The organism is Methylobacterium sp. WL6, assembly GCF_008040095.1.
In the GTDB taxonomy this organism is placed as follows: domain Bacteria; phylum Pseudomonadota; class Alphaproteobacteria; order Rhizobiales; family Beijerinckiaceae; genus Methylobacterium.
Genome location: NZ_VRVH01000009.1, coordinates 45,310 through 52,230, shown reverse-complemented (window position 1 = coordinate 52,230; position 6,921 = coordinate 45,310). Strand labels below are relative to the sequence as shown.

The following is a 6,921-nucleotide window of genomic DNA, read 5'->3' as shown; positions in this document are numbered from 1 at the left end:
CAAGCTCGGCGCGGGCGGCGGGCGTCCACATCGGGGTTCCTGGGTGAGCGTCAGACACTCTCCCAACGCCTGCGATGCTCGCCGCTCACCCAATAGCTAAGCTGTTCTGCCCATTATGAAACGGGGTTTGAGAGCGAAACGTGAGTGGAGGCGCTCATCTAATTGATATCAACTCCGCCGAGTTGGCATTGCATGCCATCAAACCGAACAATCGCGCGGTCAAGCTTGATCTTTAACTTGCCTGGAACGTCGCCCTCGTATTCCCTATGTGCTTCAGCAATAACGACTAAGCCTCCCTCCGAATATATCGCGCATGTGTAAAATGGATGATCTTTATCAATAGCAGAAATTTCGCTCCTACCAATGCGAGGGTTGGGATGGTTCAACAACGGGCGGCCCGCAGTCCCAAGCGTCAAACTTTTTATATTGCCCTTTTCATTTTGTTCAACGCTCTGCACGAACACGGACGGTGGTACTCCCACGATATTCGCCGTCAGGTGGGTAGCCACAACGATTTGGCCCGTTTTGCAATGAGCATCAAAATAAGGAAAAGGTTTTGTTTCCATTTCATCAAGGAGGTGCTTCATAGGCACGTGAAATTTTCCAAAGACATATTGTGTGATACCGGTGTTTGATATGCGCCGATCCATTTTGAACACAGAGTATTTACCGAAGCGTAGATTGCATCGAATACGAGCCGTTGCATAGGACCCTGGCATTTTGACGGAAAGGTAAAATGTCCCGTCCTCCTTCCCGCTTTGGTAATCAAATTTAGATTCTATCTGCGCTGATCCAGCTGGTAGATACTCACCGTTTGGCCCGGCATAGGCGCTGCTGATTTCATCCAGTCCGAGCAGGATGCAGATTGCGAAACACCACAACCGATACACGACGTACGATCCTACCTTGAGGGAGTGAACATCATTATAAATACCGCTCTAAGCAATGTCACGACCAATGCTTTAACGGCTGCTCCCATAGTCAATGTACTGCTTTTGTGCGTTGATTAAGCATACCCTGGATGAGATTGCGCGTAAGCCTGTTCGTCGTGTCGTGGCAGCGATCACCTGGCTCATCGCTTCCGCACCGCCTTGGCCGTGTGTGTTCGAACGCGCCATAGAAGCGTCTGGCCGCCCCATCGCGCGGATGGCCCAGAGCGCGACGACCGACGACATCAATCTGGCTTTGCTAGCACCGATCGGATCGGTACTGATCCGGTGTCGGGATGGGGGCGGTTGGAGGCCATTTGGGATCGTCGACCCTGCCGATATCGCAGCCGGACTGGACGTTCTGACCGATGTCGTCAGCGCGTTGGCGAGCGGCTCGGCCACGACATGGCCCAGCGGAAGGTGAACCGAAGCGTATCCCATCACTGCGACTGGTCGCCGGCCGCTCGGCGATCGCCACCGCCTCCGATGTGAGCACGCGCTTCGACGTGCCGTCGGTCTCACGCCGATCCGAGACCATGCGCAGGTTCATGTTCAGGCCGGGCGAGAACCATCGCTGCGTCGTCACGACCGGATCGGTCGGCTTGGCGTCCTTCGGCTCCTCGACGAGGTGGATGGTCTGGAACGTACACGCGCCGACGCGCACAGGCTCCTCGCCGAGATACGTGGCCTTCGTGACCGGGCGCAGGACCTCGGTCACCTTGCCATCCCACAGAAGTATGCTGGTTGCGCGGTACTCACTCGGCTTAGCCGCCGCGATCGAGATGTCTGTCAGGCCTTCGGGAAAGACCGTCTCGATTGATCGGCTGCTGCTCTGATAGCGGACGTCGAACCCGTTGCGACGGTCAAGATGATACGTGCGGCCCGACGCCCACCCCCCATCGATGAGGACCGTATCACCGCGGCGCTCAGCATCGACCACCAGTTCGCCCGCGCTCGTCGTCAACGTGAGCGAATAGGGTGCACCCGATTGGTCCAGCCGACACACCGATGGGCCCTCGCCGGCGCGACCCGGTGCACTCAGTGCGATCGCTATCGTGGCCGAGATCACCGAGATGACTGCGCTGCGCATGCCGTTTCCCTGTGCCATCTGTGACGTCCCGATGTATCGGCCGCTACGCACAGATGAGCGGCCGGATGCGACAGGATGATGTTCGGCTCTAAACGCGCTGATGCTCAGGACCGAAGAGCCTCTGTGACCGGTCGTCGGCCCCAGACCGCGAAGCGATCCGACACAACTAAATATCCTGACCATAGGTCTGTGGTGGCAACCTAATAGAAAAAGGCCCGGGCCATACGCCGGGCCCTTTTCCAGACTACAAGACCCTTCGAACGGTCAGTACGAGCGCGAGGTCGTTGTCGTGGTCGCCGGAGCGGTCGAAGTCGGCACCGTATTCGTGGTCGTCGCCTTGTTGGCCTGGTGACGACCGACGGCACAGCCAGCGGCCGCACCGGCGATGCCATGCCCGACCATGTGACCGGCGAGGCCGCCGACGACAGCACCCTTGATGCAGCCCTTGGCTTCCGCCTGGCCGAGGCCAGCGACGGCGGTCAGGGCGAGAACAGAAGCGATCGTCAAAGCAGGCATGGCCTATCTACGAGAGAGGATTTCGCTTCACACATGCGGCTCAGACATCCCGTTCAATCACATCTTAGCGGGCTGTTGCTTCGACGATGCGGCGCGGAGCCTCCGACGACGCCTGCACCAGGCTCGGCGTGGTCGTGATCTCGGTCGCCGGCCGGACGGAAGCGGTCGGACGCGCCTGCTCGCGATAGAGCGGCGGCGTGAAGTCGATCCGCTCGCCGGCCAGGGCCGAACCGAAAGCCGGAACGACGGCGAGCGCGGCGAGAACAAAGGCGCGCATGGTCATGATCATCTTCCCTTGAACGCCGGGTCCGCCCCGGCCTATGACAAAAAAATGCGCTGCACTGCAACATGAAGCAAACAGATCCTATCGATAGCAGGTATCGATGCCGTCAATCTGAGGAGTGGTCGCTTGTGCACGTGATTCATCGCGCCCCGGTTCCGGCGGCGTGCGCCCTCGGCCACGGCACGATCACCGCCTCGAGGTTTCTTCGGCCAGAGGGGATCATTCGGTCCGATCGGTCGTTGTCATATTGCATCGCAACAATTTGAAGAGCTCTTCGCCCAAGACGGGGACGCCTGAGCCCGGCAACGCTCGCGTTGCGCGGCCCCTGTTGCGTTGCCGACCGCTGCCCGGCAGCCCACAGGATATCCCCATGCGCCTCGAACTCTCCCTAGCGGCTTCGGCCGTTCTACTCGGCCTTACCCAACTTCCGGCTCACGCCAGTTCCTGCGCCGAGCAGATCGGCACGATCGAACGCCGCCTCGACAGTGCTGGTGCCGTCCAAGTCACCGGACTTCAGGACGGGCATGCCCTCCGCAGCAGCCACTCGCCGAAGGCCCTCGCCACCGCGCCGGCCGGCGAACCCAGCGATGCCGCGATGATCTCCACTTCGGCGCACGTGGCTGATGCCCGACGCCTCCTCGAACAGGCGGTCGCAGAGGATCGCCAAGGCCATCAGCGTGCGTGCGAGGACACGATGACCGAAGCAAAAGGCATGATCGGCGCACTGCCGTAGAGCCGCGCAACGACCCCGTACCGACGGGGTCCCCACCGCATGACTTCGGAGCGATCCAACCGATCGTGGAGCATGTCCCGCAATCCAACAGGATCCCCGCATGACACGCCATTCCACCACGGGCCGCTGGCTCGCACCGACGCTCGTCGGGTCCGCGGCCGCGCTCGCCGCCTCGGCGCTCTATACGGCTGCCAAGACGCGGGACGCCGAGCACGAGACCCCACCAATCGGTGCGTTTCTCACCGTCGATGGCGTGCGACTGCACTATGTCGAGCGCGGACGCGGACCGGCTCTCGTGCTGATCCACGGCAACGGCATGATGATCCAAGACTTTTTGGTCAGCGGCATCGTCGACGACCTCGCCGAGCGGTATCGGGTCATCATCATCGACCGACCCGGCTACGGCTACAGCGATCGCCCACGCGGCCTCTGGACGCCACGCGCCCACGCCACGCTGTTCCAAAAAGCGCTCCAGCAGCTCGGCGTCACACAGGCCGTCGTGCTCGGGCACTCGTGGGGTGCGCTGGTGGCGGTCGCGTTGGCACTCCAGGCACCGCAACTCGTCCGCAGCCTCGTGTTGGCCTCCGGGTCCTATTATCCAACGCTGCGTGCCGACGTGCTGCTCACGTCACCGGTGGCAATCCCCGGCATAGGCGACCTGATGCGCCATACGGTATCGCCCGTACTTGGGCGGCTCATGCAGCCCGCCTTGATCAAGGCGATGTTCGCGCCGGCTGCGGTCACGGACCGCTTCGACCGAGAGTTCCCGAAGGCGATGATGCTGCGCCCGTTGCAGCTGCGCGCCTCGGCGGAGGACGCTGCGCTGATGACGCCCGTCACCGTCGAGATCAAGCAGCACTACCGCGACCTGACCCTCCCTGTGGTGATCATCGTTGGCGGCGACGATCAAGTCGCCGACGTCGATCGGCAGTCCAAGCGACTGCACAGTGAACTGCCGAACAGCGAACTCGTCGTCGTTCCGGGCATGGGCCACATGATCCAGCATCTCGCCCCGCGCGAGGTCGTGGACGCTATCGATCGGGCCGCGGAGCAGGTTCGCGAGGCGGGTTGAATACCAATTGCAGATCTAACGTCTGGTACCGCACGGAACGTTCGGGAAGGGTGGATAGCAGACTATGGCCTTTCACCCCGAAGCGGGCGTCCCGCTTCTACGAGATGCACATTTGAGATAGGCAGCATTGGGCCTCCCTGTGCTGAGACCTCTGCGCCATGAGCTTTGACTAGAGTGGCAACGACTTGAGCGAGTTCGTGAGGCTTGAGGTCCAGTAGGACCAAAGGGACACAGAACACCATCGGTCGGCTGTGCCATTGTCCAAAGCGGAACCGGTTCTGTCGGGCGCTGAGTGGCGTCCGAAGGTTGAGGCGAACGTGGTTTAAGGAACCGCGAACGTAGACGATGCGCGCTTGCGCGACTTCCGACCATGGGACCACAGCCTCGGCAAAACGATCTTCGACTCCATTCTCACGAACGATCAGCACGGGGGCTGGCCGCATGGCATCTTTTAGGCAATTCCAGGCGGTGATGGAACCGAATGCTGTAAGAAAAAGGCCGCAGGGAGGCCGCTTACGGCTAGAAGCCAAGTGACCTTCTCCAAAGGATGCCAGATCAGCAGGGATATAGCGGCAGCGACTACGATCATGCCGCACGCGCCTCCCGCAAGCATGAAGATCGCAAAAAGGTATTGGCGGATCGCACTGGTGTGTATTTCGAGGGGGAGCTTGGCTAAGCAAAGAGGTGTCACGTTGACCTGGCCGAACGTTGACGCACCCGGCAGATCGGGCGCTTGTGTGCATCCTCGCATAGCAACCTGATGGTCTGCTAAGGGGTGGGGAGCAGACCCAGACCCTTCGCCCGGAAGCGGACGTTCCGTCCCCGACCCATGTCTGCCACGCCGCCAATTGCTGGCGCTACCCGAAAGCGGTCATTCCACGGTTCCCCGAACGAATGCTTAGGAGATGGTCGGCATACATCCTCTAGCATGTACACCTCGGACCCCACGGTATCGCAATGCGGATGTGGACGAGGTTCTATCTCCTGATCGGAATACCGTTCCTCGCTGGTTTGAAATTGGAAGCCGCGCCGATGAGCAGCCCTGGGGTGATCGAAGCGGCTGGTCCCGGTGGGCCACTCTCTGGAACATTGCTCGGCCCCTCTGATCCGAACGCTTCCGTCGTTCTAATCGTCCCCGGTTCAGGCCCAACTGACCGCGACGGCAACAATCCCCTCGGCGTCCGAGCCTCCTCCTATCGGCTGATCGCAGAGGGGCTCGCAGCGCGTGGGATCAGAAGCGTGCGGATCGACAAGCGCGGCATGTTCGGGAGTGCCCAAGCTGTCCCGGACGCCAATGCCGTGACCATGGAGGATTATGCCGCCGACGTCCGTCTGTGGGCTGCTACCATCCGCGAGAAGACGGGGGCCGCCTGTGTTTGGGTGCTCGGTCACAGCGAAGGTGGCTTGGTGACCATGCTCGCGGCCCAGCGGCCCGAGAACATCTGCGGGCTTCTCCTCGTGTCCGCGCCCGGCCGCAAAGCCGGCGACGTCCTTCGCGAACAGCTCGCCGCCAACCCTGCCAACGCGCCGATCCGCGAGCAGGCTGGTTCTATCATCGCCCAGCTGGAGCGCGGGGAGAAAGTCACAGCCGACGGCATCCATCCCGCGTTGCGCCCGCTGTTCCAACCCGAGGTGCAGGGTTTCCTGATCAGTCTGTTCGCGCTCGATCCCACCAAGCTCATCGCCGCCTATGACGGTCCGGTGCTCATCCTTCAGGGCCTTCGCGACATTCAGGTCAGTCTCACAGACGCGGAGCGGTTACATCAGGCTCGGCCAGATACCGAGATCGTCCTGCTGCCAGATACCAATCATGTCCTCAAAGCGGTGACGTCGGATGACAGAGCTGCGAACGCTACGACTTATCAGGATGCGAACCTCCCGCTCGCCCCTGGTGTCATCGACGCTCTTGCCACCTTCGTGAACCAGACGAGGAAGCATCGTTGAAGGTCTCCGGTCGTAGTGGTGACGTCTGCTTCGATGTAGCTGTCGCTCGATAGCAGACGGTCAGAAAACCACCCCAAGCCGCCATTCGGCTACCGACCCAACCTGGTCGTTTGCAACTCAGCCCTGGTGCTCCGGGACCGGACGTTTGAGCGACTACGCGCGCGGCGGTTTTCCGCATCAACATGGGCTCAGCTCAAAAGCAGCCTCATAGCGGACGGCATCAACGCTACGATCATGAAGGCGAGCGCCGCAGAACGGTAGCTGTACACTGCAGGATTGCTGCCTAGAGTTGCATTGAAAAATCGTTTGATGATAGAGGTTCAGCGTCGGCAGAATAGTTAAGGTGTCTGGCTT

General features: G+C 61.0%; 7 protein-coding genes. 3 read left to right on the top strand and 4 right to left on the bottom strand.

All coding sequences use genetic code 11. From position 1 onward, the window contains the following. Positions 1 to 158: 158 nt before the first annotated feature. The 4 genes from FV230_RS02815 to FV230_RS02800 all read right to left on the bottom strand — a co-directional run bounded on the left by FV230_RS02815 (position 159) and on the right by FV230_RS02800 (position 2,818). On the bottom strand, positions 159 to 890 hold the full coding sequence (locus FV230_RS02815) for a hypothetical protein (RefSeq protein WP_147841157.1): 732 nt from the start codon (positions 888 to 890) through the stop codon (positions 159 to 161). A gap of 298 nt (positions 891 to 1,188) precedes the next feature. After that, on the bottom strand, positions 1,189 to 2,037 hold the full coding sequence (locus tag FV230_RS02810; protein WP_147841156.1) for a hypothetical protein: 849 nt from the start codon (positions 2,035 to 2,037) through the stop codon (positions 1,189 to 1,191). A 246-nt stretch (positions 2,038 to 2,283) separates the two neighbouring features. Then, the gene (locus FV230_RS02805; protein ID WP_246686448.1) at positions 2,284 to 2,535 is read right to left on the bottom strand and encodes a hypothetical protein; all 252 of its coding nucleotides are present in this window, start codon (positions 2,533 to 2,535) and stop codon (positions 2,284 to 2,286) included. 64 nt (positions 2,536 to 2,599) lie between these two features. Beyond that, positions 2,600 to 2,818: a hypothetical protein gene (locus FV230_RS02800; protein ID WP_147841155.1), complete on the bottom strand. Its 219-nt coding sequence runs from the start codon at positions 2,816 to 2,818 to the stop codon at positions 2,600 to 2,602. 370 nt (positions 2,819 to 3,188) lie between these two features. Here FV230_RS02800 and FV230_RS02795 point away from each other — a divergent pair, with 370 nt between their 5' ends. The 3 genes from FV230_RS02795 (at position 3,189) to FV230_RS02785 (ending at position 6,567) form a co-directional block, all read left to right on the top strand. Then, positions 3,189 to 3,551 carry a hypothetical protein gene (locus FV230_RS02795; RefSeq protein ID WP_147841154.1) on the top strand — a complete coding sequence of 121 codons (363 nt, stop codon included), beginning with the start codon at positions 3,189 to 3,191 and terminating at the stop codon, positions 3,549 to 3,551. Positions 3,552 to 3,651: 100 nt separating this feature from the next. Further along, positions 3,652 to 4,623, top strand: a complete 972-nt coding sequence (locus FV230_RS02790; protein WP_147841153.1) for an alpha/beta hydrolase — start codon at positions 3,652 to 3,654, stop codon at positions 4,621 to 4,623. A gap of 957 nt (positions 4,624 to 5,580) precedes the next feature. After that, the gene (locus FV230_RS02785; RefSeq protein ID WP_147841152.1) at positions 5,581 to 6,567 is read left to right on the top strand and encodes an alpha/beta fold hydrolase; all 987 of its coding nucleotides are present in this window, start codon (positions 5,581 to 5,583) and stop codon (positions 6,565 to 6,567) included. Positions 6,568 to 6,921: the final 354 nt, after the last annotated feature.